Source organism: Micromonospora sp. NPDC047074, assembly GCF_040643815.1.
Classification (GTDB): domain Bacteria; phylum Actinomycetota; class Actinomycetes; order Mycobacteriales; family Micromonosporaceae; genus Micromonospora.
The window spans coordinates 151,199-177,661 of sequence record NZ_JBEYVB010000001.1 but is presented as its reverse complement, the minus strand read 5'-3'; the positions used below and the strand labels follow the sequence as shown (position 1 = coordinate 177,661).

Annotated in this window: 23 protein-coding genes and 3 tRNA genes; 15 read left to right on the top strand and 11 right to left on the bottom strand. The window is 72.6% G+C overall.

Annotated features, from left to right (window positions below):
- The first annotated feature begins 2 nt into the window (after positions 1-2).
- Positions 3-782 carry a class I SAM-dependent methyltransferase gene (locus ABZ809_RS00885; RefSeq protein ID WP_357560249.1) on the top strand — a complete coding sequence of 260 codons (780 nt, stop codon included), beginning with the start codon at positions 3-5 and terminating at the stop codon, positions 780-782.
- A gap of 87 nt (positions 783-869) precedes the next feature.
- On the opposite strand, the gene ABZ809_RS00880 is transcribed toward ABZ809_RS00885, so the two are convergent.
- On the bottom strand, positions 870-1,166 hold the full coding sequence (locus ABZ809_RS00880) for a hypothetical protein (RefSeq protein ID WP_357560248.1): 297 nt from the start codon (positions 1,164-1,166) through the stop codon (positions 870-872).
- 162 nt (positions 1,167-1,328) lie between these two features.
- Between ABZ809_RS00880 and ABZ809_RS00875 the strand changes: the two genes are divergently transcribed.
- Positions 1,329-2,186, top strand: coding sequence for a 3-hydroxyacyl-CoA dehydrogenase family protein (locus ABZ809_RS00875; RefSeq protein WP_357560247.1), 858 nt, complete (start codon positions 1,329-1,331; stop codon positions 2,184-2,186).
- Positions 2,183-2,926: an enoyl-CoA hydratase/isomerase family protein gene (locus ABZ809_RS00870; protein WP_357560246.1), complete on the top strand. Its 744-nt coding sequence runs from the start codon at positions 2,183-2,185 to the stop codon at positions 2,924-2,926. The genes ABZ809_RS00875 and ABZ809_RS00870 overlap by 4 nt, the downstream gene beginning before the upstream one ends.
- Before the next feature lie 64 nt (positions 2,927-2,990).
- On the opposite strand, the gene ABZ809_RS00865 is transcribed toward ABZ809_RS00870, so the two are convergent.
- The gene (locus tag ABZ809_RS00865) at positions 2,991-4,343 is read right to left on the bottom strand and encodes an ABC transporter substrate-binding protein (protein WP_357560245.1); all 1,353 of its coding nucleotides are present in this window, start codon (positions 4,341-4,343) and stop codon (positions 2,991-2,993) included.
- 155 nt (positions 4,344-4,498) lie between these two features.
- On the opposite strand from ABZ809_RS00865, the gene ABZ809_RS00860 reads away from it, so the two are divergent.
- Together ABZ809_RS00860 and ABZ809_RS00855 are read left to right on the top strand one after the other, a co-directional pair.
- Positions 4,499-4,888 carry a hypothetical protein gene (locus tag ABZ809_RS00860; protein WP_357560244.1) on the top strand — a complete coding sequence of 130 codons (390 nt, stop codon included), beginning with the start codon at positions 4,499-4,501 and terminating at the stop codon, positions 4,886-4,888.
- Between the two features lie 114 nt (positions 4,889-5,002).
- Positions 5,003-5,710, top strand: a complete 708-nt coding sequence (locus ABZ809_RS00855) for a DUF2786 domain-containing protein (protein WP_357560243.1) — start codon at positions 5,003-5,005, stop codon at positions 5,708-5,710.
- Positions 5,711-5,777: 67 nt separating this feature from the next.
- Here ABZ809_RS00855 and ABZ809_RS00850 read toward each other — a convergent pair whose 3' ends face one another.
- Complete coding sequence (locus ABZ809_RS00850; RefSeq protein ID WP_357560242.1) at positions 5,778-6,296, bottom strand: SRPBCC family protein; 519 nt, start codon at positions 6,294-6,296, stop codon at positions 5,778-5,780.
- 200 nt (positions 6,297-6,496) lie between these two features.
- Between ABZ809_RS00850 and ABZ809_RS00845 the strand changes: the two genes are divergently transcribed.
- Both ABZ809_RS00845 and ABZ809_RS00840 read left to right on the top strand, forming a co-directional pair.
- Positions 6,497-7,555 (top strand): hypothetical protein, encoded by a 1,059-nt coding sequence (locus tag ABZ809_RS00845; protein ID WP_357560241.1) that lies wholly within the window; start codon positions 6,497-6,499, stop codon positions 7,553-7,555.
- A gap of 383 nt (positions 7,556-7,938) precedes the next feature.
- A complete protein-coding gene (locus ABZ809_RS00840; protein ID WP_357560240.1) occupies positions 7,939-8,286 on the top strand; it encodes a hypothetical protein in 348 nt (115 codons plus the stop codon).
- 233 nt (positions 8,287-8,519) lie between these two features.
- Here ABZ809_RS00840 and ABZ809_RS00835 read toward each other — a convergent pair.
- From ABZ809_RS00835 to ABZ809_RS00800, 8 genes are all read right to left on the bottom strand, one after another.
- A tRNA-Phe gene (locus ABZ809_RS00835) sits at positions 8,520-8,593 on the bottom strand.
- A gap of 101 nt (positions 8,594-8,694) precedes the next feature.
- Positions 8,695-8,771, bottom strand: a tRNA-Asp gene (locus ABZ809_RS00830).
- Positions 8,772-8,803: 32 nt separating this feature from the next.
- Positions 8,804-8,876, bottom strand: a tRNA-Glu gene (locus ABZ809_RS00825).
- Between the two features lie 154 nt (positions 8,877-9,030).
- The gene (locus ABZ809_RS00820; protein ID WP_357560239.1) at positions 9,031-9,825 is read right to left on the bottom strand and encodes a polysaccharide deacetylase family protein; all 795 of its coding nucleotides are present in this window, start codon (positions 9,823-9,825) and stop codon (positions 9,031-9,033) included.
- Positions 9,826-9,899: 74 nt separating this feature from the next.
- Positions 9,900-10,865 (bottom strand): MerR family transcriptional regulator, encoded by a 966-nt coding sequence (locus tag ABZ809_RS00815; protein WP_357560238.1) that lies wholly within the window; start codon positions 10,863-10,865, stop codon positions 9,900-9,902.
- On the bottom strand, positions 10,855-11,496 hold the full coding sequence (idi, locus tag ABZ809_RS00810) for an isopentenyl-diphosphate Delta-isomerase (RefSeq protein ID WP_357560237.1): 642 nt from the start codon (positions 11,494-11,496) through the stop codon (positions 10,855-10,857). Before idi ends, ABZ809_RS00815 begins: the two co-directional genes overlap by 11 nt.
- Before the next feature lie 34 nt (positions 11,497-11,530).
- Positions 11,531-13,039, bottom strand: coding sequence for a phytoene desaturase family protein (gene crtI, locus ABZ809_RS00805; protein WP_357560798.1), 1,509 nt, complete (start codon positions 13,037-13,039; stop codon positions 11,531-11,533).
- Positions 13,039-14,187 (bottom strand): polyprenyl synthetase family protein, encoded by a 1,149-nt coding sequence (locus tag ABZ809_RS00800; RefSeq protein ID WP_357560236.1) that lies wholly within the window; start codon positions 14,185-14,187, stop codon positions 13,039-13,041. The genes crtI and ABZ809_RS00800 overlap by 1 nt, the downstream gene beginning before the upstream one ends.
- Before the next feature lie 66 nt (positions 14,188-14,253).
- Here ABZ809_RS00800 and ABZ809_RS00795 point away from each other — a divergent pair, with 66 nt between their 5' ends.
- From ABZ809_RS00795 to ABZ809_RS00760, 8 genes are all read left to right on the top strand, one after another.
- Positions 14,254-15,207 carry a phytoene/squalene synthase family protein gene (locus ABZ809_RS00795; protein ID WP_357560235.1) on the top strand — a complete coding sequence of 318 codons (954 nt, stop codon included), beginning with the start codon at positions 14,254-14,256 and terminating at the stop codon, positions 15,205-15,207.
- Between the two features lie 85 nt (positions 15,208-15,292).
- Positions 15,293-16,777, top strand: a complete 1,485-nt coding sequence (locus ABZ809_RS00790) for an NAD(P)/FAD-dependent oxidoreductase (protein WP_357560234.1) — start codon at positions 15,293-15,295, stop codon at positions 16,775-16,777.
- Positions 16,778-16,834: 57 nt separating this feature from the next.
- Positions 16,835-17,836: a LacI family DNA-binding transcriptional regulator gene (locus tag ABZ809_RS00785; protein WP_357560233.1), complete on the top strand. Its 1,002-nt coding sequence runs from the start codon at positions 16,835-16,837 to the stop codon at positions 17,834-17,836.
- 489 nt (positions 17,837-18,325) lie between these two features.
- The gene (locus ABZ809_RS00780; RefSeq protein WP_357560232.1) at positions 18,326-19,702 is read left to right on the top strand and encodes an extracellular solute-binding protein; all 1,377 of its coding nucleotides are present in this window, start codon (positions 18,326-18,328) and stop codon (positions 19,700-19,702) included.
- Positions 19,703-19,784: 82 nt separating this feature from the next.
- Complete coding sequence (locus ABZ809_RS00775) at positions 19,785-20,741, top strand: sugar ABC transporter permease (RefSeq protein ID WP_357560231.1); 957 nt, start codon at positions 19,785-19,787, stop codon at positions 20,739-20,741.
- 12 nt (positions 20,742-20,753) lie between these two features.
- Positions 20,754-21,641: a carbohydrate ABC transporter permease gene (locus ABZ809_RS00770; RefSeq protein ID WP_357560230.1), complete on the top strand. Its 888-nt coding sequence runs from the start codon at positions 20,754-20,756 to the stop codon at positions 21,639-21,641.
- 129 nt (positions 21,642-21,770) lie between these two features.
- Positions 21,771-23,417, top strand: coding sequence for a glycoside hydrolase family 13 protein (locus tag ABZ809_RS00765; RefSeq protein ID WP_357560229.1), 1,647 nt, complete (start codon positions 21,771-21,773; stop codon positions 23,415-23,417).
- Positions 23,418-23,555: 138 nt separating this feature from the next.
- Positions 23,556-26,441 carry a discoidin domain-containing protein gene (locus ABZ809_RS00760; protein ID WP_357560228.1) on the top strand — a complete coding sequence of 962 codons (2,886 nt, stop codon included), beginning with the start codon at positions 23,556-23,558 and terminating at the stop codon, positions 26,439-26,441.
- Positions 26,442-26,463: the final 22 nt, after the last annotated feature.

The following is a 26,463-nucleotide window of genomic DNA, read 5'->3' as shown; positions in this document are numbered from 1 at the left end:
CCGTGACGGTGGAGCCACGGATCGGTGACGTGTTCGGCGAGGTGCTGCGCGACGCGCTCGCCGTGGCCACCGGGGTCGGCCCCCGGCCGCTGGCCGGCGGGCGGCTGCCGCGACCGGTCATCGAGATCATCGAACGCGACGACGGGCTGGTCAACGGCGCACCCGCCGCGCACTACCTGGACGGGCCGGCGGACTGGCAGCCGTACGACCACCGGGCCGTGGACCGGGCCCGGGGCGCGACCCTGGATGTCGGGGTCGGGGCGGGACGGATCGCGTTGCTGCTCCAGGAACGGGGCGTGCCGGTGACCGGGCTGGACACCTCGGCCGGGGCGCTGGCCGTGTGCCGGCGCCGGGGCGTACGCGACCTGGTGCACGGCACGGTCGACGAGCACGTCGCGGACGGCCGCCGCTACGACACCTTCCTGCTGCTCGGCAACAACGTCGGCCTGTTGGAGGGGCGGGACCGGGCGCCGGTCCTGCTGGCCGCCCTCGCCGCGCTGGCCCGGCCGGGGGCGCAGGTCATCGCGCAGGGCACCGACCCGTACGGCACCCGGGACCCGGTGCACACGGGATATCACGAGCGCAACCGGCGCCGGGGCCGGCTCGGCGGGCAGCTCCGGCTCCGACTGCGCTACCGGGAGCTGGGCACCGAGTGGTTCGACTACCTGGTCTGCTCGCCGGACGAGCTGGCGGAGCTGGTCCGGGGCACCGCGTGGCGACTGGCCGACGTGGACGACCGGGACGCGCCGTACTACCTGGCCACCCTGCGCCTGGCCGGTTAGGAAGGGCACCTTCCTAGCGCTTCCGGTAGAGGAAGGTGCCCTTTCTAACGGCTCAGTGCGGCCTGCGGGCGGGGCCCGGGCGGAGTCTCAGACCTGGACGGTCGGGGGAAGCTGCTCGGGCGGCAGGCCGCCGTCGCCGTCGACCACCTCGTCCGGGGTGCCGTCCTCGTCGAGGTCGACCATCGTGATGTCCACCTTGCCGTCACCGTTCGTGTCGAACTGGAACAGGTCGGGCTTGCCGTCACCGTCGGTGTCGGCAATCCAGACGTCGGTGCGGCCGTCGTTGTTGGTGTCGGCCCGCAACAGGTCGACCCGCTCGTCCCCGCGCGTCTCCACGGTCTCCGCCGTGTCCGCGCTGTGCGCGGTCTCCGGTGCCTGGCTCATCTGACCCGTCCTTCCCTCGGTTGACGGCCGTTGTTACCCGATCCGCCGCGCCCCCACGCATGCCGGGGAGATCGTCGCTGCATAGGGTCGGCCCATGAGCGAGTGGAGCGGGCGGCGGGGCACGGGTCAACCCCGGCCCGCCACCGGAGACAGGGAGGCGTCATGAGCGACCGCTTTGTCGTCGTCGGGGCCGGCACGATGGGGCTCGGCATCGCGTACGTGGCGGCCGGGACCGGGCACACCGTCGAGTTGGTCGAGGTGGACCGGGCACGGGGCGCGGCGGCCGTCGAGCGGCTCGGGGAGCTGTGGGACAGGGCGGTGGCGCGCGGCAAGCTGAGCGCCGACCAGGCCGCCGCGAACCAGGAGCGGGTGACGCTGCGGGCGGCGCTCGCCGAGGTCGCCGAGGAGCCGGCCGTGGTGGTGGAGGCCGTACCGGAGCGGCCGGACCTGAAGCGCGCGGTGCTGCGCGAGGCCGAGACGCTGCGACCGGCGCTGCTGGGCAGCAACACCTCCAGCATCCCGATCGCCGAGCTGTCCGAGGGCCTGGCCCGGCCGGAACGCTTCCTCGGGCTGCACTTCTTCAATCCGGTCTGGGCGATGGCGCTGCTCGAGATCGTGGTCGGCCCGGCCACCGCCGAGGAGACCGCCGCGGCGGCCGTCGCGCTCGCCGGCCGGCTGGGCAAGGACCCCGTCGTCGTACGCGACATGCCCGGCTTCGCGACCTCCCGGCTCGGGGTCACCCTCGGGCTGGAGGCGATCCGGATGGTCGCCGACGGGGTGGCCAGCCCCGCCGACATCGACAAGGCGATGGTGCTCGGCTACCGGCACCCCGTCGGCCCGCTGGAGCTGACCGACATCGTCGGCCTGGACGTGCGGCTGGACATCGCGCGCACCCTGCAGGCCGCGTACGGGGACCGGTTCGCGCCGCCTGAGCTGCTGGTGGAGATGGTGGCCGCCGGCCGTCTGGGCAAGAAGTCCGGCCAGGGCTTCTACCGCTGGGAAGGCGGCGTTCCCTCATGAGCGGGCTGCGGATCGAGGAGCACCCGGACCGGCTGGTGGTCACCCTCGACCGGCCGGAGAAGCGCAACGCCATCGACGCCGACCTGATCGCCGAGCTGCACGCGGTCTGCGCGGACCTGGAGGCGCACCCCCGCCTGCTGCTGCTCACCGGCGGCACCGAGGGGATCTTCGCCGGCGGGGCGGACATCGGTCAGTTGCGTGAGCGGGGTCGGCTGGATGCCCTCGCGGCCATCAACTCGGCGGCTTTCGCCCGGATCAGGGCACTGCCGATGCCGACCGTCGCGGCCGTGGACGGGCCCGCGCTGGGCGGCGGCGCCGAGCTGGCGTACGCCTGCGATCTGCGGGTCTGCACGGCGCGGGCCGTGTTCGGCCAGCCGGAGGTGCGGTTGGGGATCCTGGCCGGGGCGGGCGCGACCCACCGGCTGCCGGCGCTGGTCGGGGAGGCCCGCGCCAAGGAGCTGCTCTTCACCGGCCGGCGGGTCGACGCCGAGGAGGCGCTGCGGATCGGGCTGGTCAACCGGGTGGTGGCCGAGCCCGCCGAGCTGCTGCCCACGGCCCACGGGCTGCTGGACGAGATGGCGAAGGGATCCGCGCTGGCGCTGCGGCTGACCAAGCTGGCGGTCGACGCGCCGGCCGCCGCCCACCCGCACCTCGACCTGGTCAGCCAGGCGGTGCTCTTCGAGGACGAGGAGAAGCACCGGCGGATGACCGACTTCCTGGAGCGGCGACGCCCCCGCTGAGCCCGCAACGACGACGGCCGCACCGGTCACCGGTGCGGCCGTCAGGGCCGGAGGGGTCGGCGGTTCAGTGCCGGATCTGGACGCCGGCGTCCGCGAGCGCCCGGATCACCGGCGCGGACTCCGCGAAGCCGATGATCAGTACGGCCTCGGCGCCGAAGTCCTTGATCTCCTGTGCCCCGGCGGTGAAGTTCACCGGGTTCGCCTTGGCGTCGGCCGGCGGATCGTAGGTCAGCAGCTTGAGCCGGTCGCCCGCGATGCCGGCGCGTTCCAACTCGGCCCGGACGGTCTCCTGCAGGCCCGTGCCGTACGAGTCCTTGCGGGCCACGATGGCGATCTTCTGCGGCCCGTCGCGGAGGATCACGTCGGCCAGCGCCCGGCCCTGGAGGCTGTCCGGCGGGGCGGTGCGGAAGTAGAGGCCCTTGTCGTCCAGCTCGGTCAGGCTGGCGTCGGTGTTCGACGGGGAGAACAGCACCTTCCCGGCCGCCACCACGTCGGCAAGCACCTCGCGGGAGATCCCGGAGGCGCCGGCGCCGATGATGACGTGCACGTTCTGCCCGACGTGCTTGGCAACGGTGGCCTTGGCGACCGCCGGGCTCGTGCCGTCGTCGCCGTCGATCCAGACCACCGGCTCGCCGAGCACCCCGCCGGCCGCGTTGATCTCCTTGATCGCCAGCCGGGTGCCGGCGGACATCGGCGGGTACGCGAGCGCCAGGTCACCGGTCTGCGGCATCAGGCCGCCGATGACCAGCGGGGAGCCGTCGCTGCGGTCGGACCGGCCCCCGCGCTGCTTGCTGGGCTTCGGTGGGGCCTTGGTGCTCGCCGACGACTCGTCTCCGGCCCCGACGAACTCCGTCTTGCCGTCGTTGAGCTGCTGCCCGTCGAAGTGCAGGGTGGCGTAGCTGGCGGTGGACGGCTCGCCGGCGTCGGTGAAACCGGCCCGGGTCAGCGAGACGCTGCGGTACTCCACGTCCTGCCCCGCGCGGGCGAGCGCCAGGCATTCCGCCGGGTCCTCGCAGCGCTGCCCGCCGTTGGTCACCCCGACGATCTGCTTGGCGATCGCCGCCGGCTCCGTCGTGCCCGCGAGCTGGGCGGCGATCGCGCTGATCACCACCGCGTCGTACGCCTCGGCGGCGTAGAGGAAGTCGCCCAGCGCCGGGTCGACGGACTTCAGCCGGTTCTTGAAGTCCTCGGGCAGCGGCGTCAGCGGCGTGGTGCCCTTCATGCCGTCGACCAGGCCGGCGCGGTCCTTCAGCTCGGCGGGGTACGAGTTGAGCATGTTGCCGTCGGTGCCGTAGAGGCGCGCCTGGTGGGTGGTCGCCTCCTCGGGCTCCTCGGTCCCGCAGGCGCCTGCGGCGAGCAGGAACGTCGTACAGGCGGCAAGGGTGGCCGCCCGCGAGACGCGGCGTGACTTGAACATGGTCGTCCTTCCTCCGGCGAAGGTCCGCTGCGCACATTAGCGTGCCGGGGCGTACGGCGGGGCCACGGAGGCGGCTCAATCCGCAGGTAGCCAGCGCCGGCTACGGAGAGTGGTCGGGCGTGCACGTCTTGACCCTTTCCTCTACCGTGCTGTGGGTGACCGACTCACCACAGCAGACCCTCGACGACGCGACCGCCGTGCTCCGCTCGGCGCTGGCCGGGGACGGCGATGCCGTGGTGGGGGCGTTCGACGCGGTCGTCGACCGGTCCGGCCTGGCCGGTGCGTACGGGGTGGCCTGGTGCCTCGCCGCGACGATGGTCGGCGAGCGGGTGCCGACCGGCACCTGCGCGTTGGACTTCCCCGGGATCGACGAGGCGAACTACGACACCCGCTGGGTGGCGCGTTTCGTCAGCGCGTACGCCAACGCCGACGCCGACACCGGCGAGGCGCTGTTCGGTGCGGCGGCGGCCGACGGGCTGCTGCCGGAGTGCCTGCTCACCCTCGCCGGCTCGACCGTGGCGACGCTGCGGAGCCGGGCCAGCTGACCGTCCCGGCCCGGCCGGCTGACGTCCCGGCCGGCTGACGTGCTGCCCTGCGGCCGGCGCGGGAGGGCAGGTCGCGCCGTGGCGGGGTCGGCCCGCCGTGACAGGCTGAGGGGCATGTCCGACGCCATGCTCAGCAAGGTGCGCAAACTGCTGGCCCAGGCCGAGGACCCGGCCTGCACCCCCGCCGAGTCGGCCGCGTTCACGGCCAAGGCGACCGAGTTGATCGCGCGCTACGGCGTGGACCGGGCGCTGCTGGCCGCCCGTGACCCGGCCACCGACCCGGTGGGCGACCGGGTGGTCGAGGTCGTCGCCCCGTACGCCCGGGACAAGGCCGGCCTGCTGGCCGCGGTCGCCGACCCGCTGCGCTGCCGCTGCGTCCGCCGCCGGCAGGGCGCCGGCTTCACCATGCACCTGTTCGGCTTCGCCAGCGACCTGGCCCGGGTCGAGCTGCTCTTCACGTCGCTGCTGGTACAGGCCGCGCACGGGCTTGCCGGTGCCGAGGTGCCGACGGGGGCGCACCCCGCTGCCTTCCGGCGCTCCTGGCTGGCCGGCTTCGCCCAGGTCGTCGGCGTACGGCTGCGGGCGGCGGAGGCCGGGGCGGTCGCCGAGGCGGGCACCGGGTCGATGGCGCTGGTCCTGGCCGACCGGTCGCACCGGGTCCAGCACCGCGTCGCCGAGGTGTACCCACGACTGCGCACCGCCGCGCCGCGTCGGCTGGCCGGTGGCGGCTTCGGCTCGGGCGCGGAGGCGGGTCGCCGTGCCGATCTCGGTGGCCGGGGTGTCGACACCGCGCCGGGCGGGCGTCCCGGCATCGGTCGCTGACCGGTTGACCGCCCGGGCCGGCGGTCGGCGCGGCGGGTGGTCGGCGTCGGTCAGTGGTGCGGGGCGGTCAGCCGGCGACGCGGCCGACCACCCTGGCCGCGTAGCGGCTGAGCAGCTCGTGCCAGCCGGCGGTCAGCGCCTGCCGGTAACCCTCCGCGGCCTCGCCGTGCCGGTCGAAGTACCGGTGTGCGACCTCCACCCGGGTCCGCTCCGGCCCGTCCGGGTGGAAGAGCACCTCCACCTCGCTCGCACGCGCCGGATCCGGCACCGGCGCCCGGTCCGCCCCGATCTGCCAGGTGAAGACCAACCGCTCGGGCGGATCCCAGGTCAGCACCCGGCCCCAGTCGCAGCGGAAGCCATGCGGGCCGATCTCGTAGAGCATCCCACCGGCGCGCGGTTCCATTCCCAGCTCGACCAGCTTCTCCGGCCCGGACCAGGTGTATTCCACCACCCACCACTGCATCAGAGATCCGGTGAACACCTCGAACGCCCGCTCTGCGGAGGCGGGGACCAGGAGGACGCTGCGCAGCGAGAACTGATCGGGCTCCTGCCGGATGTCGGCCGGATCACCCATCTCCTGTCCCATAGGCCCGGACCATACCGCCCGATGCCCAGGTGCGCAGCTTCGTAACCACGTCCTTTTCCGGACCCTTCACACCTCCTTGTGCGGGCCGGAATCGCCGCTGACGGGGCAGCACGCCGGTGCGGCGGGATGTTCGGCCGGATAGCGGGTACGCGGGCCGGACGGTGCCGGCCGGCCCGGGCGGCGGATGCGGAGCGGGGAGCATGAGCGAGAACGCGCAGGAGCGGGATCCGGACGTCCTGTTGGACATCCCGAAGGTGTCGGTCGACTCGATCCGGCTCGCCGTGGACGGGCTGGACGCCGACGTGTCGCTACGGACCCGGCTGGCCAACCTCCTCGAACTCGACGCCGGGATCCGGGTGCACCTGAAGGGCGTCGAGCTGGACATCACGGGCGTGCACGCCGAGGCGCTGCTCAAGGTGCGGCTGGAGAAGCTGGTGGACATCCTCGACCGGGCACTCACCACCATCGACCGTAACCCGCAGGTCATCGAGGCACTGTCGCGTACGGCGACGGCGGTGCCCGCCGACGTGAACCGGGTGACGCCACCGGTGGCCACGCCGGCGCCGCTCACGGCCCCGGTGGAGCGGGCCGGCGGCGCGACCGATGATCTCGGTCAGCAGGTGGGCGCGATCGGTGCGGTCGCCGACCGGCCCCCGCGGGGGCAGGGCGGACCCGAGACGCGGGAGCCCGGCCAGGCCGCCCCGGGGCAGGGCGGGCAGCGGCCGGGCGGCGAGGAGCGTGGCGGGCAGCGGCCGGGTGGTGAGCGTGGTGGGGAGCGTCCGAGTGGTGAGGGCGGCGGGCAGCGGCCGGGTGGTGAGGGCGGTGGGCAGCCGGGCGGTGGGCAGCGTCCGGGTGGTGAGCGTGGCGGGGAGCGTCCGGGTGGTGAGCGTGGCGGGGAGCGCTCGGGTGGTGAGCGTGGCGGGGAGCGCCCGGGTGGTGAGGGCGGCGGGCAGCAGCCGGGGCGCGCGGAGCAGAGCGCGCGGCAACCGGGCGGTGAGCGGGTCGGTGGGCCTGGCGGGGGCGCCACGCCTGGAGAAGTCGGCGCTGGTCGTGGCGCTGGCGGGCCGGAGGCCGGGAAGCGTGCGCCGTCGGGCGGCCCGTCCGAGGGCGGGGCGGGCCGGTCGGCCGAGACCTCCGGCGGGGCGCAGAGCGCGGCCCAGCTCGCCGAGCAGGCGGGGGAGACGCTGCGGCAGGCCGGACGGAGCGTCTGGGAGGCGATTCAGGGCGGAATGGCCCAACATCGTCAGCAGCGGCACTGACACCGTCAGCCTGAGATGGGCGCTGGCGACGGGACGTCCGGCAGGCGCGGCGACCGGGAGCGCGGACCAGACCCACGTCCGGCGACGTTCGGAGTCGAACACGCCGGCCTCGCGCAGCACCAGGGCATACAAGATCGCACTAGATCCTGGATCCAGTGGCATCCAATCGCCAGAATGGCCACTGGATCCAGGATCGAGCACGATCTTGGAGGTTGAGCGAGGTACGACACGCGAGCACGGCGTGGGGGTGAGTGACCAGGGGCCAGGGGCGGGGTCGAACCGTTGGCCCTCCGATTCATCAGGCACCACATTTCGCAGTTCAGAGTGGCGCGGGAGGTCGCCGGGCGATTGCGGCCTTGAAACTCTCCTCGATGATGGGCCGCATGAGCGTGACTGACCCGGAGCCGGTGTGGATCGCCCTGCGTCTCGTGATCGTGGTCGTCAACCTCGGCATGATCGGCGTCGGCGTACGCGTCGCCGTGTCGCGACGGTTTCCCGCGCGCTGGGTGCGGGCCGTGCGACTGCCGCGGAAGCAGCGGTCCCAGCCCGTTCGGATCGGCGGCGGCCAGGCGTTGGTCGGCGCGTGTCTGCTGTTCCAGCAGGCACCGTTTCTCGTTCCCATGCCTCACCTGCTGGGGCGCGCCCTGTTCGGGTTGGCACTGTTCTTCGCCGTGACCGCGATGGCCTGGCACGTCCTGCTCCGGAGCGAGGGCCCGCGTCGGGTTCCTTGAGCCCGTTCCACTGGTTTCTCGTTGTCCAGCAGTAGGTGATTACGGCGAGAGGTCGGCTTGGCGGCGTCGAGGATCTGCTTACTGGCCCAGAAGGTGCAAGGAGCGGCGGCGTTCAGGGCGTCAAGGACGGTCAACCACGGGCAACGCCGATGATTGCGTCAGGAGGGCACACAAGAAGATCCCCACCGGCGTTTCCGCTGGTGGGGACCTCTTTAGCCCGGCGAAAGGCTATGTGGCCAGGGGCGGGGTCGAACCGCCGACCTTCCGATTTTCAGTCGGACGCTCGTACCAACTGAGCTACCTGGCCGTGTTGCTCGGTTCATGCTACCCGCACGACGGATTGCCCGCCGGGAGGGTCACACGCTCCGATACGCAGAACGCCGCGCGTGGTGGGCGCGGCGTCAGCGCTGGCGGTCCTGACGGGACTTGAACCCGCGACCTCCGCCTTGACAGGGCGGCGAGCACTCCAACTGCTCCACAGGACCTAGCTTTGTTGCCTCCGGCCGAAGCCGGATCGTGCCCCCAACGGGATTCGAACCCGTGCTACCGCCTTGAAAGGGCGGCGTCCTGGGCCGCTAGACGATGAGGGCGGCCCCGCCATCATTGCACACTTGCAACTTCAAGCGGACTTGCTCCCATCCGGCCCCGCCGGAGGCTTCGATAGCTTACGTGATGGTCGGTCCCTGGACCAAACCGGTATGGCCCTGGCCACAACCGCCCACAAATCCCCAGGTCAGCGGGGGTCTAGCGGAGTCGGGTGACGCCGTAGCGGCGCTTCAGGTCGGTGATCAGGTGCGGGCAGGCGGCCAGCGTGGCGGCCCGATTACCGCCTCCGTCGTGCAGCAGCACGACCGAGCCGGGCCGGGCAGCGGCGCGTACCCGCTTGGTGATCGTCGGGGCGGTCGGCTTGCCCCAGTCCTGCGGGTCGACGTTCCAGTGCAGCGACCGCATGCCGAGCTGCTTGGCGACCGTCACCACCTCGCGCGTCCACCGGCCGCCCGGCTGCCGGTAGAAGGGCACCTTGGCGCCGGGCACGGCCGCCCGGATCGCCGTGTTGGTGCGGGCGAGGTCGCGCCGGATCTCGGCGGCCGGCCGCCGGGCGAGATCCATGTCGTGGTGCCAGCTGTGGTTGCAGAGCTGGTGGCCCTCCCGCACGATCCGCCGGACCAGGTCGGGGTGGCGTCGGGCCTGGGTGCCCACCACACAGAAGGTGGCGGTGACCCGGGCTGCCCGGAGCCGGTCGAGCACCTTCGGCGTCCAGACCGGATCCGGCCCGTCGTCGAAGGTCAACGCCACCGCCCGTACGCCGGTCGTGCGGTGCAGGCCCGCCGGCAGTTTGGGCGGTAACGGGCGGACCGGACGCCTGGGGTCGAGGCTGCGGGTCGGCGCGGGGGTGGCGGGAGACGGCTCGGCCGGCAGCGGGGCCGAGGCGACGGGGCTGGGGCCGGCGTTCTTCCGATCGCTCGTGGTGCTGTCGCCGCAGCCGCCGAGCAGGAGGGCCAGGCACAGACCGGAGGCCAGCACAGCGCGTGGGCGCATCGTTCGCTCCCGGAGGGTCGGGGTCGGCGGACCTCCCGACGCTAGTGGACGGCGTGCCGCCCCGGCACCCCCGGTCAGTCCGCCGGCTCCCCGGTCAGTCCGGCGCCCGGTCCAGCGAAGTCGCGTACGGCCAGCGCCAGCGAGACGGCCTCCGTGAGGTCGACCGGGCGCACCACCCCGGCGGGCAGCGTGTCCGCCTGCCAGCCCGGCCCGGCGGCGGCGAGCACCAGCGGCGGCCGGCGGGGCGCGCGGAGCAGGGCGTCGAGCTGGGCGGGATCGGCGGTCTCCCGGGTGTGCGACCAGATCATCACGGCGGCCGGCCCGGTCCGGTTGACGGCCTCGGCCAGCGCGGGCGTCGGCACCCGCGCGCCGAGCATCCGGTAGCCGACCCCGGCCTCGGCGAGCGCGGCGGCGAACGCCTCCAGCGGCAGGCTGTGCTGCTCCTCGTCGGCGCAGGCCAGCAGGACGTGCGGCGGCCCGGCGGGTGTGCCGCCCCGGGCGACCGCCGCGAACGCCTCCGAGACGCAGCGTGACACCAGGTGCTCGACCTCGATCAGGGCACCCGTGGCGGCGTGCCGGTCCCCGATGCCGACGAGCACCGGGCGCAGCAGCCCGTCCCAGGTGGCGATCACCCCGTGCGCCTCGACGGCCTCGGCGATCGTCGCGCTGATGGCCACCGAGTCGAGCCGCATGGCGGCGCGGGCCAGCCCACGGGCCGCCGGCCCGGCCCGGCCGACCGGGATGGTCAGCCCGCCGCCGTCCCGCCCGCCGGTGGCCCCCGCTGGCGGGCGTACGTCGGTGGGCGCGGCTTCCGGGGCGCGGCAGGCCCAGCGGGCGGCCTCGGCCGGGGCGACGCCCTGACCCGTGAGCCGCCTCATGATCTCCAGCCGAGCGAGATCGGCCGGGGTGTAGCGCCGGTGCTGCCCGGAGACGTGTTCGCTGGGCCCGAGCCCGTAGCGCTGGTGCCAGGTGCGCAGGGTGGTCACCGCGACCCCCAGGCGGCGGGCGACGGCTCCCGCGCTCAGCGCCTCATCGGCCACCTGGCCGCTCCGCCGCGTCGTCCGTCGCCGGACCGGCCGGGGTGGTGGCCGGGTCGGTCGGGTTGCCTGCCGGGCTGGTCGGGCTGCCTGCCGGCCCCGGGGCGCGCAGCAGCTGGTCGACCACGCCGCCCAGCCACGGTGCGTACGCGTGGGGGTCGGCGTCGAGGTCGGCCGCCAGCGCGGCGGGGTCGACCCAGCGCAACTCGGCCACCTCGTCGGGGTCCGGCAGCAGCGGGGCGCCGGGCCGGAAGTCGCCCCGCAGGACGTGGTCGTACTCGAACTCGACCCGGCCGGTGGTCGGGTCCTCGGCGTGGTAGACGTACACCCCGACCTCGGTCAGCTCGACCGGGCCGGCGCCGAGCTCCTCGCGGAGCCGGCGGTTGGCGGCCTCGACCAGGGATTCGCCCGGCCCCGGGTGGCCGCAGCACGAGTTGGCCCAGCGCAGCGGGAAGCGGGTCTTGACCGGGGCCCGCCGTTGCAGCAGCACCCGGCCGCCCGGGTCGACGAGCAGCACCGAGAAGGCGCGGTGGAGCTGACCCGGCGGCTGGTGCGCGGCGGACACGGTGGTCTCGCCCCGGGGCCGCCCGGCCTCGTCGACGAGCTCGACGAGGTGCTTCTCGCGGGTGGTCACGGCAGGTGCCTCTCGGGTCGGCGGGAAGGGGTCATCAGGATCTTCCGGTGACGCGGCTGGCGGCGAGCTTGCCAGAGATGAGCACCATGGGCACACCGACCCCCGGCTGGGTGCCCGAGCCGACGAAGACGACGTTCGACAGCGTCCGGTGCAGGTTCGACGGGCGGAACGGGCCGGTCTGGGAAAAGGTGTGGGCGGCGGCGAACGGGGTGCCGGCGGCCATGCCCTGCTCCGCCCACTCGGCCGGGGTGACGGCCCGCAGCACCTCGACGCCCGCGCCGAAACCGACGTAGCCGCGTTCCTCCAGGGTCCTGACGAGCTGGTCGGCGTAGCGGTCGGTGAGGTCGCCCCGCCAGTCGAACGGCGCCCGGTCGAGGTTGGGCACCGGGGCCAGCACGTAGTAGCTGTGTCGCCCGGCGGGCGCCACCGACGGGTCGGTCCGGCTCGGGTTGGTGACCAGCAGCGACGGATCGCTCATCAGCTCGCCCCGCCGGATGACCTCATCGAAGGTGCCCTTCCACGACCGTCCGAAGTGGATGTTGTGGTGGGCGATCTTCCCATATCCCTGCCGCGAACCGACGTGCAGGACCACGCAGGACGGCGAGTAGGTGAGCCGGCGCTGGCGGGTTGCCGGCAGCAGGTCGCGGTAGGCGACGGGCAGGTCGGGGTTGAGCACGACCACGTCGGCCGGGATCAGCTCGCCGTCGGCGGTGAGCACGCCGGTGGCCCGACCGTTCGCGGTCTCCACCCGGGTCACCGTCGTGCCGTACCGGATCTCGACGCCGTGCTTCTCGGCGGCGCCGGCCATGCCCCGGGAGACCGCGTGGATGCCGCCGCGCGGGAAGTAGACCCCGGCCACCGAGTCGAGGTACGCGATGACCGCGTAGATGGCCAGCGCGTCGTGCGGCGCGAGGCCGGCGTACATCGCCTGGAAGGAGAAGATCCGCTGGGTACGCGGGTCCCGGAAGAACTGGTTGATCTTCGTCTGGAGTCGCCGGAAGGCACCGCCCGCCAGCAGCTTCACGAGGTTGCCCGTGAGCAGGTCGGTGGGCGCGTCCAGGTTGCGCTCGATGAAGTCGGCGCGCTCCCACTGCCAGAGCCTGCGGGCGTAGTCGACGAAGCGCAGGTAGCCGTCGGCCTCCCGGGGACCACAGACCCGGGCGATCTCGGCGGCCATCCGGGTGGTGTCGGTGATGACGTCGAGTGTCGAGCCGTCCGGGTAGTACGCGCGGTAGGCCGGGTCGAGCGGGGTGAGGTCGAGCCAGTCGTCCAGCTCCTCGCCGACCGCGGCGAGCGCCTCGGCGATCAGCTCCGGCATGGTGAGCACCGTGGGGCCGGTGTCGAACTCGTAGCCGTCGACGCCGAGCCGGCCGGCCCGGCCGCCGGGCACCGGCTCGCGTTCCAGCACGGTCACCTGTCGACCGCTGCCGGCCAGGTGCAGCGCGCAGGCCAGCCCGCCCAGCCCGGCACCGACGACGACCACCCGGTCCGTACGCCCGCCAACGGTGCGCACGCGACCACCTCCTTGTGCGAAGTTGCCCATCATGCCTGTCGGCTGGTGGCGGCGGTGGCGAGGCCGGCGAGCGCGGTGCGCGCCGTCTCGTCGATCGACGCCGTGTCGAGCGCGGTCAGCGCCTCGGTGACCCGGCCGGAGATCATCAGCTCGACCTGGTCGACCGCCCCGGTGTCGGCGACCAACTCGGCGAGCCGGGCCGTGTCCCCGGCCCCGACGCCCTGGCCGGCCCGGTCCAGCGCGCGTCGCTGGGCCGGCGTGGCGAGCTGCCGGGCCAGCATGAGCAGCACGGTCGGCTTGCCGGTGCGCAGGTCGTCGCCGGCGGGCTTGCCGGTGGCCGCCGGGTCGCCGTAGACACCGAGCAGGTCGTCGCGGAGCTGGAACGCCTCGCCGACCGCGATCCCGTAGCGGGTGTAGGCGGCGGTCAGCGGTGCGTCGGCCCCGACGCCGGCCAGCCGGGCGCCGAAGAGCAGCGGTCGCTGCACGGTGTAGCTCGCGGTCTTGTAGCGGGCGACCCGCAGCGCGCGGTCGACCGACCAGTTCGCCGCGTCGTTCTCGCCGAGCACGTCGAGGAACTGCCCGGCCACGGTCTCCACGCGCATCTGGTCGTAGCAGCGCCGGACGTCGAGCAGGCGGTCCGGCGGCAGGGCGGCGTGCGCGAGGAGCCGGTCGGCCCAGACCATGCAGAGGTCGCCGATCAGCACCGCCACCGCCTCGCCGAACCGGCGCGGGTCGCCCCGGTGGCCTGCTTCGGTGTGCCGGGCGGCCAGCGCCACGTGCGCGGTCGGCCGGCCCCGCCGGGTGGTGGAGGCGTCCATCACGTCGTCCTGCACGAGGGCGAAGGTGTGCAGCAGTTCCAGGGCGGCGAACGCCGGCAGCACCGGCCGCAGTGCGCCCGCGGAGCCCAGCGCGCCACGCCATCCCCAGTAGGCGAACGTGGGGCGGACCCGCTTGCCGCCGGCCAGTACGCAGTCACGCGCCGTGGCGGCGAATCCACCCATCGCCGCGTCGATCTCGGTCAGCGCGTCGACCTCGGCGGCGAGGAAGGTGCCGAGGGTGTCCTCCACGGCGTCGACCAGGTCCTTCGTGTACGCGGCCAGGACCACGCGGACCGGGTCGTCCCCATCGGCCGGGCCGGCCACCTGGAGCGCGCCACCCGCAACTGCGTCGTTGGCCATGCGGCCGAGCGTACCCTAGGGTTACGAGTTGCGTCGATTGGTGAGTCGATTTCGGAGGAGGGCCGGGTGGACACGGATCTCACCGCTGCCTATGACCGCTGCCGTGAGCTGCACCGCCGACACGGCCGTACCTACTATCTCGCCACGCGGCTGCTCCCCGCTTGGAAACGACGGCATGTGCACGCCCTGTACGGATTCACGCGCTACGCCGACGAGATCGTCGACCGGACCGAGGAGCTGCCGCCGGCCGACCGCGCCGCGCGACTCGACGACTGGGCCGGCCGTTTCGTCGCCGGGCTGCACGGCGAGCCGGTCGACGATCCGCTGCTGCCCGCCGTGCTGCACACGATCGCCGTCTTCGGTCTCGACCAGGACGACTTCGCGTCGTTCCTCAAGAGCATGGCGATGGACCTGACGGTCACCTCGTACCGCACCTACGACCACCTGCTCGGCTACATGGAGGGCTCGGCGGCGGTGATCGGCACCATGATGCTGCCGATCCTGGGCAGCTCGGACCCGGTGGCGGCCCGGGAACCGGCCCGGCAGCTCGGCTTCGCCTTCCAGCTCACCAACTTCGTCCGGGACGTGGCCGAGGACCTCGACCGGGGGCGCACCTACCTGCCCGACGAGGACCTGGCCCTGTTCGGCGTCACCCGCGAGGAGCTGGCCGAGGCGCGCGCCCGGCACCGCGCCTCGCCCCGGATCCGGCAGCTCATCGCGTACGAGGTGGCCCGCGCCCAGGCGCACTACGCCGCCGCGGCCCCCGGGATAACCCTGCTCTCGCCCGCCTCCCAGGCCTGTATGCGCACGGCGTACGCGCTGTACGGCGGCATCCTGGACGAGGTGGCCGCCCAGGACTACGACGTCTTCGCCGCCCGGGCGCTGGTGCCGCGCAGTCGCCGGCTGGCGGTGGCCGCCCGCGCCCTGCTCGTTCCGGCCGGCACCCCGGTGGTGATTCCCGGGCCGGCCGTCGGCCCGATCGTGCGGGAGCCCCTCGGACCCGCCGGCCACCGCCCGTGAGGGATCGGCCGGTGCGCGTCGACCCGGTCGCGGGTTTCCCGGCGACCGGCTGGCCCACCGCCGGGCGGTGCGCGATGCTGGCGGGATGGCGGATCCGGAACTTGTGGACGTGGTCGTGATCGGGCTCGGTGTCGGCGGCGAGGAGGTGGCCGGGCGACTCGCCGAGGCGGGGCTGACCGTCGTCGGCGTCGAGCGTGACCTCGTCGGCGGGGAGTGCCCGTACTGGGGCTGCATCCCGAGCAAGATGATGATCCGGGCGGCCAACGTGATCGCCGAGGCCCGCCGCGTCGACGGCCTCGCCGGCTCCGCCGAGGTCCGGCCCGACTGGGCGCCGGTGGCGAGGCGGATCCGCGAGGAGGCCACCGACACCTGGGACGACACGGCCGCGGTGGAGCGGTTCACCGGCAAGGGCGGGCGGTTCGTCCGGGGCAGCGCCCGCCTCGACGGGCCCGGCCGGGTCCGGGTCGGCGAGCGGGTCTTCGAGGCCCGGCAGGGCATCGTGCTCGGCACCGGCACCAGGCCGTCCGTGCCGCCGGTCGAGGGCCTGGCCGACACGCCGTACTGGACCAACCGCCAGGCGATCGAGGTCGAGGAGCTGCCGGCGTCGCTGCTGGTGCTGGGCGGCGGGGCGATCGGGCTGGAACTGGCCCAGGTCTTCGCCCGGTTCGGCGTCCGGGTCACCGTGGTCGAGGCCCTGGACCGGGTGCTCGCCGTCGAGGAACCGGAGGCGTCCGAGCTGGCCGCCGCCGCGCTGCGCGCCGACGGGGTGGAGATCCACACCGGGGTACGGGCGGAACGGGTGAGCCACGACGCGGACGGCTTCACCCTGCACGCGACCGGCGGGACGGCGCTCACCGCCGAGCGGCTGCTGGTGGTGACCGGCCGCCGCGCCCACCTGGACGAGCTGGGCCTGGACACCGTCGGGCTGGACGCCGGCCGGCGCTACCTGGCCGTCGACGACCGGATGCACGTCGCCGAGGGGATCTGGGCGGTCGGCGACGTCACCGGCGAGGGCGCGTTCACCCACGTCGCGATGTACCAGGCGGGCATCGTCGTCGCCGACGTGCTCGACCACGCGCGGCGCGCCGACGGCGGGGCCGATCCCAGCGGCACCGCCAGCGTGGTGGGCGGCGCGGCCGGCGTGGCCAGCGCGCTCGGCGCGACCGGGTCGAGCGGTTCCGCCGGCTCGGTGCCGCGCGCCGACTACCGGGCGCTGCCCCGGGTCACCTTCACCGACCCCGAGGTGGGCGCGGTCGGCCTCACCGAGCGGCAGGCCCGGGAGCGGGGCGTCAACGTGCAGGTCGGCCTCGCCGAGTTGCCGTCGTCGACCCGCGGCTGGATCCACAAGAGCGGCAACGAGGGCTTCGTCAAGCTGGTCGCGGACGCGGACCAGGGCGTGCTCGTCGGCGCGACCTCGGTGGGGCCGGCCGGTGGCGAGGTGCTCTCCGGGCTGGCGGTGGCGGTGCACGCGGCCGTGCCGCTGACCCAGCTCCGCCACATGATCTACGCGTACCCGACCTTCCACCGCGCCGTCCAGGAGGCGTTGCGCAACCTGACGTCGCCGTCCTGACGTCCGGCGGCAGATCCCTGTTCATTTCTTGCAGCCGCACGACGTAGGATTGCGGCCGTGACGAAACGGCTGACCGAGGTGGCCCGCAAGGCGGGCGTCAGTGAGGCCACCGTGAGCCGGGTGCTCAACGGGCGCGGTGGCGTCTCCGAGGCGACCCGGACCGCGGTGCTCACCGCGCTGGACGTGCTCGGCTACGAGCGCCCGACCAAGCTGCGGGGCGAGCGGGCCCGGCTGGTCGGGCTGGTGCTCCCCGAGTTGCAGAACCCGATCTTCCCGGCGCTCGCCGAGGTGGTCACCGGCTCGCTGGCCCAGCGCGGGTTCACCCCCGCACTCTGCGCCCGGACCATCGGCGGGGTCTCCGAGTCGGACTACGTGGAGATGCTGCTGGACCACCAGGTCTCCGGGGTCATCTTCGCCGGCGGGTCGTACGCATTGGTCGACGCCTCGCACGAGCACTACCGGCGGCTGACCGACCGGGGGCTGCCGGTGGTGCTGGTCAACGCGGGCGTCGACGAGTTGGGCTTCCCGAGGGTGTCCAGCGACGACGCGGTGGCGGTCGAGCAGGCGTACGGGCACCTGCGCTCGCTCGGGCACGAGCGGATCGGCATGGTGCTCGGCCCGGAGGGGCACGTGCCGTCCCGGCGCAAGCTGGACGCGATGGTGCAGGTCGCGGGCTGGACCGACGACACCGAGTACGTCGAGCGCTCCAACTTCTCCATGGAGGGGGCGCGGGTCGCGGCGACCAAGCTGGTCGAGCGTGGCGTGACCGGCATCATCTGCGCCAGCGACGTGCTGGCCCTGGGCACCATCCGGGCCGCCCGGCGGCTGGGGCGCGCGGTGCCGACCGACGTGTCGGTGGTGGGTTTCGACGACTCCGCCTTCATGACCTGCACCGACCCGCCGTTGACCACGGTGCGGCAGCCGATCGAGACGATGGGGCAGGCCGCGGTGGACCTGCTGGTCACCCAGATCGAGGGTGCCGGGGTGCTGCACGACGAGTTGCTGTTCGAGCCCGAGCTGGTGGTGCGCGGCTCCACCGCACCCGCACCCGGCCGCTGACCCGGCCCGCACCCAGCCGCTGACCCGGCCCGCACCCGGCCGCTGACCCGGCTCGGCTTCCGCCCACTGACCCGGCCGCAAACCGGCCGCCGAACGACGCTCCGGCCGTCGACCGCCTGCTCGCGGTCGGCGGCCGGTTTCGTCGTTCCGGTAGCCGTTCTGTCGTGCCCGCGCGAGTGACGCGGCCCTGATCCATCGGCGTCGAAGTCCCGATTGTGGGCGCCAAAATAGGCACGAAGTGGCAGATTCTGCACGATTCACACGTTCCTGTCGGGATATCTCGTCACCAAGTCGTGTTCTTTCAGACCACGATCGAAACCTTGCTGGAATGAGTCGGCCTCGTTACAGTGACTCCACCCTGGCCCGGCCCCCAGGAAGTCGCGGGGACCGGGTCGCACGGACACAAAACAGCAGAGAGCATCGCCGCGGTGACGATCACCGCAGGTCAGCGAAGGTCATGGAGACACCCGTTCCCGAAGGGATGGACAGATGTCCGTACCGCAGTACCGGAAGGCTGCGGCGTTAGCGCTCGTGGCCGGCCTGGGGCTCAGCCTCACGGCATGCTCCACGAAGAGCGACGACGACTCGACCGCAGGCGGCAAGGTCACCATCACGGTCGACTGCCAGCCGGTTGGCTCCCAGAAGGAGCTGTTGCAGAACTGGAACGACGATGTCGCCGAGTTCCAGCGGCAGAACCCGGACATCGTCATCAAGAGCGTGAGCGTCGGCGAGCAGTGCAACAACCCGCCGGACTTCACCGCCCGCCTGGCCGGCGGCACCGTGACCGACGTGTTCTACGGGTACATGACCGACCTCCAGCAGGTGCTGGACTCCGGTCAGGCGATGGACATCGGCGAGTACGCCAACAAGGACACCGTGCCGACCTGGGACAGCGTCGACCCGGCGCTCAAGGAGGTCTTCAGCGACGGCGGCAAGCTCTACGCCGTCCCGGTGAAGAACTACTCGATGGGCCTGGTCTACAACAAGGTCCTGTTCCAGCAGGCGGGGCTCGACGTGAACAACCCGCCCAAGACCTGGCCCGAGGTGCGGGACGCCGCCAAGAAGATCGCCGCGCTCGGCAACGGAATCGCCGGCTACTCGGAGTACAGCGCCGGCAACACCGGCGGCTGGCACTTCACCTCGCTGCTCTACTCGCAGGGCGGCCAGGTGCTGACGGCGGACGGCAAGAAGGCCGACTTCAACAACGCGATGGGCAAGCAGGTCCTGCAGAACCTCAAGGACATGCGGTACGGCGACAACAGCATGGGCAGCCGCCAGCTGCTCCAGTGGGGCGACCTGCTCACCAACGCCGCCGCCGGCAAGGTGGGCATGTTCATCGGCGCGCCGGACAGCACCCAGGCGATCGTCAGCCAGTTCCAGGGCAAGTTCCAGGACTGGGCGATGGCTCCGCTGCCCGGCCAGGACGGGTCGGCGAAGGGCACGCTCGGCGGCGGCGAGGGCTACTTCTTCAAGAAGGGGCTCTCTCCCGAGCAGGTCAAGGCCGGTCTGAAGTGGATCGCGTACCAGAAGCTGACGCCGGGCAAGGGCCAGTTCGACTACGTGCGGGCCAAGCCGCAGAACTACCCGGTCGGCCTGCCCCAGCCGCTGCTCTTCGCCAACGGCAGCGACGCGCAGAAGCAGGAACTCGAACTGCGCAAGGCGAACGCGAACGTCGACACCGCGAACTTCACGCTCTTCGAGGCGACCCCGGTCCCGATCAAGGGCGAACCGCGTAACGCACAGGCGGTCTACGCGGTGCTCGACGCGGCGATGTCCGGGGTGCTGACGAACCCGAACGCGAACGTCGACGCGCTCCTCAAGACGGCCGAAGACAAGGTCAACCAGCTTCTCGCCGCAGGAAAGTGATCCCGATCGGGTGGGGGCGGCCCGTCCCCACCCGATCCGCACCGCACCGCACCCTCCGGTCACCGACTCACCAGGAGTTGCCTTGGCGATCATCTCCGCCCCGGGGGCCGTCAGCGAGACGGCCCGCCCCGCACCGCCGTCCCCGGCAGGGCCGCGGCGTACGAGCCTCGGCCGCAAGGTACGGGACAACCTCACCGGGCACGCGTTCCTGATCGGTGCGGTGCTCTGCTTCGTCGTCTTCTCCTGGTACCCGATGATCCGCGGCGTCGTGATGAGCTTCCAGCGCACCCGGCGCGGCGAGACGACCTGGGTGGGCTGGGACAACTACGCCCGCATTCTCGACGACCCGAGCTTCTGGACCGCCTGGAAGAACACCTTCTACTTCACGGTCCTCGCGCTCGTCCTCGGGTACGTGGTGCCGTTCTTCGTGGCGATCCTGCTCAACGAGTTCCGCCACGCCAAGGGGTACCTGCGGATCCTGGTCTACCTGCCGGTGATGCTGCCGCCGGCCTCGGCGCTCTTCCTCTTCAAGTTCTACGCGTACGACCCCAGCGAGGCGGGGCTGTTCAACGCGATCCTCAAGGCGCTGCACCTGCCGACGTCGCAGTGGATGCAGTCGCCCGACATGACGATGCCGGCGATGGTCCTCGCGTCGACCTGGATGAACATGGGCAGCGCGGTGCTGATCTACCTGGCGGCGCTGCAGAACATCCCCGGCGAGCTCTACGAGGCGGCCGAGCTGGACGGCGCCGGGGTCTGGCGGCGGATCCGGCACGTGACCATCCCGCAGACCCGGCTGATCCTCGCCCTGTTGGCGATGCTTCAGATCGTCGCCACCATGCAGCTGTTCATCGAGCCGCTGATCCTCGCCAACGGCGCGGGTGCGGAGGACTCGGCGACCTCGGTCGCGTACCTCATCTACCAGCACGGCTTCTTCCAGAACGACCTCAACGGCGCCGCGGCGCTCGGCGTGATCATGCTCGTGGTGCTGGCCGGGTTCTCCGCCGTCTACGTGCGGCTGACTGCGAAACAGGACTAGGACGGACGAGGAATGGCACAGGATTCCGGCACCCGGACCCTCATCTCCCACGCCCAGCTCCGGCGGGGGCGCGGCAAGGTCGTCTACTGGACGCTGCTCGCCGTCGTCGTCGCGGTGTTCACGCTCGTCTTCCTCGGGCCGCTCTACTGGATGGTCACCGGCGCGCTCAAGTCCGGCCAGGAGATCGCGCAGACCCCGCCGTCGCTGTTCCCGAAGGATCCGCAGCCGCAGAACTACGTCGACGCGTGGAACAACCTGGATCTCGCCAAGCTGCTGTTCAACACGTTCTACTACGCGGCCGGCGCGGTGCTGTTCCAACTCGTCTTCGACACCGCCGCGGCGTACTCCCTGTCGAAGCTCCGGCCGATCTTCGGCAACGCGATCCTCGGCCTGATGCTGGCGACGCTGATGATCCCGGCGATGGTCCTCATCGTCCCGCAGTACGTGACCGTGATCGACCTGCCGATCCTGCACATCAACCTGCTCGACTCGCCGTTCGCGATCTGGCTGCCCCTGGTCGCGAACGCGTTCAACATCTTCCTGCTGAAACGGTTCTTCGACTCGATCCCGGAGGACCTGATGTCGGCCGCCCTGATGGACGGGGCGACGCCGCTGCGCACGCTCTGGTCGATCGTCCTGCCGATGTCGCGCCCCATCCTCGGGGTGGTCTCGATCTTCGCCGTCACCGCGGTCTGGAAGGACTTCCTCTGGCCGAAGCTGGTCATGCCGTCGCCCGAGACCCGCACGGTCAGCGTCGGCATCTACGCCTTCGCGGGCGGCACGCCCATGAACGTGGTGGTCGCCGCGTCGGTCATCGCCGCGATCCCGACCGTCATCGTCTTCCTGATCTTCCAACGCAACATCATGTCCGGCCTGACCACCGGAAGCCTCAAGGGATAGGGCCGGCCGCACCGGCGCAACACCACATCACCACCACCGAGACCCCCGTCGGCGACCAACGACCGTTCGCCCGACAACACATCCAGGCCGGCGGTCACGCCGACGTGCCGACGCAGAAAGCAGGTGTCCGTGTCCACAGCAGACAACAGTCCGTGGTGGCGTGGAGCGGTGATCTACCAGGTGTACCCACGTAGCTTCGCCGACGGTGACGGCGACGGCATAGGCGACATCGCCGGCATCCGGTCCCGGCTCGATCACCTGGCCGCGCTCGGCGTCGACGCGATCTGGTTCAGTCCCTGGTACCCCTCCCCGATGGCCGACGCCGGCTACGACGTCTCCGACTACCGCGACATCGACCCGGTCTTCGGCACCCTGGCCGAGGCCGAGGCGCTGATCGCGGAGGCCCACGCGCTCGGCATGCGGACCATCGTCGACGTGGTGCCGAACCACTGCTCCGACGCGCACCCCTGGTTCCAGGCGGCCCTCGCCGGCGGGCCGGACGCGCCCGAGCGGGAGCTGTTCTGGTTCCGGCCCGGCCGGGGCCCGAACGGAGACCAGCGGCCCACCGACTGGGTCGGCGAGTTCGGCGGCGAGACCTGGACCCGGACCACCAACCCGGACGGCACACCCGGCGACTGGTACCTGCACCTGTTCACGGCCGAGCAGCCGGACTTTAACTGGGACCACCCCAGGGTGCGGGCGGAGTTCGAGGACATCCTGCGGTTCTGGTTCGACCGGGGGGTGGCCGGCATCCGGATCGACTCGGCCGGGCTGCTGGTCAAGGACGGGACGCTGCCCGAGACCCTGCCGGACCGGCCGCACCCGTTCCGCGACCTGGACGGCGTGCACGAGATCTACCGTGCCTGGCGGCGGATCGCCGACGAGTACCCCGGCGACCGGGCACTTATCGGTGAGGTGTGGATGCCGGACCGGCAGCGGTTCGCCAACTACCTGCGCCCGGACGAGTTGCACGCCGCGTTCAACTTCGACTTCCTCGGCTGCGCCTGGGACGCCACGGCGCTGCGCGACAGCATCGACGGCACCCTGAGCGCCCACGCGCCGATCGGCGCGCCGGCAACCTGGGTGCTCTCCAACCACGACGTCACGCGGCACGTCACCCGCTACGGCCGTGAGGACACCACGTTCAGCTTCGCGGCGAAGCGCGAGGGCACGCCCACCGACCTGGAGCTGGGCACCCGCCGGGCCCGGGCCGCCGTGCTGCTGTCGCTGTCGCTGCCCGGCGCCGCCTACGTCTACCAGGGCGAGGAGCTGGGCCTCTGGGAGGTCGAGGACATCCCGTTCGCGCTGCGCCAGGACCCGATGTGGGAGCGCTCGGGCCGGATCGACCCGGGCCGGGACGGCTGCCGGGTGCCGCTGCCCTGGGCCGGTGACGAACCGCCGTTCGGGTTCAGCCCGGACGGCGCCGCCGCGCCCTGGCTGCCCCAGCCGGCCGGGTGGAAGGACCAGACCGTCCGGGCGCAGACCGGCGACGCGTCCTCGATGCTCGAGCTGTACCGGGCGGCGATCCGGATCCGGCGGGCCGAGCCGGCTCTCGGCGACGGGTCGATGACCTGGCTGCCCGCCCCGGACGGGGTGCTCGCCTACTACCGTCGACCCGGCTTCACCTGCCTGGTCAACCTCTCCGACGTCGCGGTGCCGCTGCCGCCGCACACCGATCGACTGCTCGTCAGCGGGCCGCTCGACGACGACCTGCTTCCGCCGGACACCGCCGTCTGGCTGCGTACCGCCGAACCGGCCGGGGCCGGGCCAGCCTGACCCCTCGCGCGGTGCCGGCGGCCCGTCCCGGCCGCCGGCACCGCGCCACCCCGATCCCGAGAAGGAGGTACGTCGCTCCAGCGCCACGCCGTAACGCACGGGGGACCTGGACCACCGAGAAAAGGGAGAGCTCTACCGATGCCCGACCACGCCACCGCCACCCCGCACGCGCCCCCAGGAGTCAGGACCCGGGCGGGCATCGCCGCCCTCGCCGGCGTCGCCCTCACCGCGACCTCGCTCACCGTCATCGCGTTGACCAGCACCGCCACTCCCGCCCAGGCGGCGGGGCTCTCCCCGTTCGACATTCCCGGCCGGGGCGCCACCGTCCCGTTCGTCGAGCAGGAGGCGGAGGAGGTCGCGCACACGGGCACCAGGATCGGCCCGGACCGGCGCTACGGCACGCTGCCGTCCGAGGCCTCCGGCCGCGAGGCGGTCACCCTCGACGCGGTCGGCGAGTACGTCGAGTTCACCCTGACCGCGCCGGCCAACGCGGTCACCTTCCGGTACAGCCTGCCCGACAACGCCGCCGGCACCGGCCGGGACGCCAGCATCGACCTGCGGGCCAACGGCACCCTGGTCAAGGCGGTGCCGGTGACCTCGCGGTACGGCTGGTACTACGGCGGGTACCCGTTCAACAACAACCCGGGCGACACCAACCCGCACCACTTCTACGACGAGACCCGGACGATGTTCGGCACCACGTACCCGGCCGGTACGAAGATCCGCCTCCAGGTCTCCTCGACCGCCCAGTCGCCGACCTTCACCATCGACCTGGCCGACTTCGAGCTGGTGGGCAACGCGATCGCCAAGCCGGCCGGAGCGCTCGACGTGGTCACCGACTTCGGCGCGGACCCGACCGGGGCGACCGACTCCACCGCGAAGTTCCAGGCGGCGGTGGACGCCGGCAGGGCGCAGGGCCGGGAGGTCTGGATCCCGACGGGCACCTTCACCCTCTGGGACCACGTCGTCGTCGACGGGGTGACGCTGCGCGGGGCGGGCCCGTGGTACTCGGTGCTCGGCGGGCGGCACCCGACCGACCGCAAGCGGGCCGCCGGCATCTACGGCAAGTACGTGCCCGGCGGCGGCTACAGCGGCGAGATCCGGCCGCACGAGGCCGGCGGCCCCAGCCGCAACGTCACGCTGCGCGACTTCGCCATCATCGGCGACATCCGGGAGCGGATCGACGACGACCAGGTCAACGCCATCGGCGGGGCGATGTCGAACTCGGTGGTCGACAACGTCTGGATGCAGCACACCAAGGTCGGGGCCTGGATGGACGGCCCGATGGACAACTTCACCATCCGCAACAGCCGGATCCTCGACCAGACCGCCGACGGGGTGAACTTCCACTGGGGCGTCACCAACTCCACGGTGACCAACACGTTCGTGCGCAACACCGGCGACGACGCCCTCGCGATGTGGGCGCAGAGCGTCCCGAACGTGAACAACTCCTTCACCCGCAACACGATCGGCGTGACCATCCTCGCCAACCACCTGGTCACCTACGGCGGGCGGGACATCAAGATCACCGACAACGTCACGGCCGACTCGGTCACCAACGGCGGCGGCATCCACGTCGCCAACCGCTATCCCGGCGTGACCGGCCCCACCGCCGTCTCCGGGACGATCACCGTCGCCCGCAACACCCTGATCCGCAACGGCAACTCGGACTACAACTGGCAGTTCGGCGTCGGCGCGATCTGGTTCTCCGCGCTCAACGAACCGATCCAGGGCGCGTCGATCAACGTCACCGACACCGACATCCTGGACAGCTCGTACGCGGCGCTGCACTGGATCGAGGGGCAGACCAGCGGGATCAGCTTCAACAACGTACGGATCGACGGCGCGGGCACGTACGCCCTCCAGGTGCAGGCGCCCAGCCAGGTGTCGTTCACCAACGTCCGGGCCACCGGGATCGCCCAGGCCAACCCGATGCACAACTGCGTCGGCAGCGGCTTCCAGATCACCCAGGGCACCGGCAACTCCGGCTGGTACACGCCGACGCCGTACTGCGGGCCCTGGCCGCAGCCGCAGTGGGGTGGCGGCCCGACCAGCCCGCCCCCGACGACCCCGCCCCCGACCACCCCGCCGCCGACCACGCCCCCGCCGACCACGCCGCCCCCGACCGGCGGGAACCTGGCGCAGGGCCGGCCGGTGACCGCGTCCAGCGTCAACCAGAACTACGTGCCGGCGAACGCGGTGGACGGCAACGCGGCCAGCTACTGGGAGAGCGCGAACAACGCCTTCCCGCAGTCGCTGACCGTCGATTTGGGCGCGGCGCGCACCGTCGACCGGGTGGTGCTCAAACTGCCCGCCGGCTGGGAGCGACGGACCCAGACCCTGTCGGTGCTCGGCTCCACGGACGGCTCGTCGTGGGCCACGCTCGCCGGATCGGCCGGACGCACCTTCGACCCGGCCGCCGGCAACGCCGTGTCGATCCCGCTTCCGTCCGGCGGACGCCGGTTCGTCCGGTTGACGGTCACCGGCAACACCGGGTGGTCGGCGGCACAGCTCTCCGAGTTCGAGGTCTACGGCGGCGGCACCACGCCGCCCCCGACCACCCCGCCGCCCACCACACCGCCGCCGACGACCCCGCCGCCGGCCACCGGGAACCTGGCAGCCGGGCGGCCGATCACCGAAACCAGCCACTCCGACGTGTACGCCGCCCCGAACGCCGTGGACGGCAACGCCAACACCTACTGGGAGAGCGCGAACAACGCCTTCCCGCAGTCGGTGACGGTCGATCTGGGCGCCAACCGGTCGGTGTCCCGCGTCGTGCTGAAGCTCCCGCCGTCGTGGGCCTGGCAGACCCGGACCCAGACGCTGTCCGTGCTCGGCTCCACCGACGGCTCGTCGTTCACCACTCTCAAGGCGTCGGCCGGCTACACCTTCAACCCGGCCAGCGCCAACACGGTCACCGTGACCTTCGCGGCGACCAGCCAGCGGTACCTGCGGCTGACGTTCACGGGAAACAGCGGCTGGCCCGCCGGCCAGCTCAGCGAGTTCGAGGTCTACGCCAGCTAGGTCGGGTGCCCCCGCCCATCCC